This is a genomic window from Methylophaga sp. UBA1464 (genome assembly GCF_002325665.1).
GTDB lineage: Bacteria > Pseudomonadota > Gammaproteobacteria > Nitrosococcales > Methylophagaceae > Methylophaga.
This window is the reverse complement of record NZ_DCSO01000079.1, coordinates 11,071-12,897: the sequence shown is the minus strand read 5'-3', so window position 1 is coordinate 12,897 and position 1,827 is coordinate 11,071. Positions and strand designations below refer to the sequence as shown.

Here is a 1,827-nt window from a genome sequence, read left to right as displayed (position 1 = left end):
CACTGAGTTTGTGTCCAAAGATTTTTTTGCGCACGGCGGCAAGTGATGTCACTACCGGTGCGTGGTCGACACTAACCGCGGCGCCATCATCGACGTCCAAGCGCTGCATGGCACTTTTAGACAACCCTGCACTCCCGGAACTCAGTACCTGTTCGTCCACCACATTCAGCGTGGCGATAACGCTGTTTTCCCCGTACCGCAGCATGACACGGCTGTTGGCAGTGAAACCTTCAGAGCGGCAGATGTGACAATCACTGCGCATATACACCACCGGTTCCTGGTGGGTGTCGATGCCCATGTCGATCACCTTAAGTGTGTTAATTTGATCCATTAGCATTTCCTGAACAACAAAATTTAGCCATTGCCTTTCTTTCAGTGGCCAGCAGGCTTTCTCCACCACCATATTTCACGCCTGTAACATGCTTAGGCTTACCAACTGCTAATTACTCCAACCATCAGCCATAAACTAATTGATTTGGGTCGAAGGAAAACCCGCTCGATCCAACGCCTCTATCAGAGCGTTAGACTCGACCATGCCAACGACCGAAGCGACACCCGTCGCCAGATCCATACACGCATCGCTTACGCCGGAAACAGAGCGTAGCGTTTGCTCAATGCTTCTTACACAACCACCGCACGTTGCGCCCTGCACCTGTAGCCGCTGCAGCGGGATATCGCTATCTGAGTCAACACTGCTCCGAGTGTTAGCTGCAGTGGATGACTTGCTGGCGCAACAGCAGCCGCCCCGGTGATGAGTAGGGCTCTCGAATTTCTGTGTATTCATGGCAAATCCTCTATGTTGATTTACTGGGCAAACTCTTCAATCAGGTGACAGATCATATGGCCAGTCGGCACCTTATCTGGCTTTTGGCTCCACTCAACCACGGCCTGCTGCATGCGTTCCCGCAGTTGCAGAGTCTCCGCGAACCGTTGTTCAGTTTCATTCAGGCGTTGGTCAATCAAGCGGCGTACCGTCGGGCAAGGCGATTTCTTCTTATCCGCGTGGTTCAAAATTTCCTGAATATCCTCAACGGAAAAGCCCAGTTGCCGTGCACTCAGCACGAATCGCAAGCGGTTGTAATCATTTTCGCTGTATTCCCGATATCCATTGGTTTTGTTCTTCCCCGGTTTCAGAATCTTGATCCGGGTATAAAACCGCACCGTATCGGCCGTAACCCCTAAACGCCTGGCCATTTCGATAACTTTCACACAGCCCTCCTCGCAGCTCAGTCTGACTATCACAGGATTCAGATTAACCCCGAGGATCTGTTCCTTGCCTTGATATGAGTCAATCATCAGTTCTAAACCCGAGAGTAAATCCGAAGAATTTATCCGGCTTTTTGTCACCTTACACCTGTGTCCAAGACACAGGTCAAGCAATTTTCATTCACAGGTATCCGGTTTCTCGTATTCACTATTACACGCTCCTCGATCTTTAGCCTGTACGCCATCAACCGTTAATATTGGCAAGATATCCTGTCACTGCGTTTCTGCATTGAATCGGCCCGCACACAACTCCCATGGTGCACCTGGACTTATCCATTGTCATAGTAGAGCGGTGTTTCTGACCTTAAGATGACCCATGTATTACATTGCTGTAATGTATGTGTAATCTTGTTTACCCTGGCTAGCAGGCTGTTGAAAAACCCCTGATATGGGATAATAGCGATAAATAACCACCGAGAGAATCGAATGCGCGGAGAAATCAATCCTCAGTCTTCCTTTTTCAGCTATGTTGACCTCGAATCACGTATTCCGCAGCACCACCCGATCCGAAAGATACGCTCGGTGGTTGATCATGCGCTGGAGGATATGCAGTGGTGTTTC

At 49.8% G+C, this 1,827-nt stretch carries 2 protein-coding genes and 2 pseudogenes; 1 reads left to right on the top strand and 3 read right to left on the bottom strand.

Going from position 1 to position 1,827, the window contains the following annotated elements; genetic code table 11:
- The 3 genes and pseudogenes from B3O33_RS10000 to B3O33_RS09995 form a co-directional block, all read right to left on the bottom strand.
- A pseudogene (locus B3O33_RS10000) lies at nucleotides 1–331 on the bottom strand (thymidine phosphorylase); the annotation flags it as partial.
- Nucleotides 332–466: 135 nt separating this feature from the next.
- Nucleotides 467–784, bottom strand: coding sequence for a heavy-metal-associated domain-containing protein (locus tag B3O33_RS16040; protein WP_102792496.1), 318 nt, complete (start codon nucleotides 782–784; stop codon nucleotides 467–469).
- Between the two features lie 20 nt (nucleotides 785–804).
- On the bottom strand, nucleotides 805–1,209 hold the full coding sequence (locus B3O33_RS09995; RefSeq protein ID WP_027948919.1) for a MerR family transcriptional regulator: 405 nt from the start codon (nucleotides 1,207–1,209) through the stop codon (nucleotides 805–807).
- A 483-nt stretch (nucleotides 1,210–1,692) separates the two neighbouring features.
- Here B3O33_RS09995 and B3O33_RS09990 point away from each other — a divergent pair.
- A pseudogene (locus B3O33_RS09990) lies at nucleotides 1,693–1,827 on the top strand (IS5/IS1182 family transposase); the annotation flags it as partial.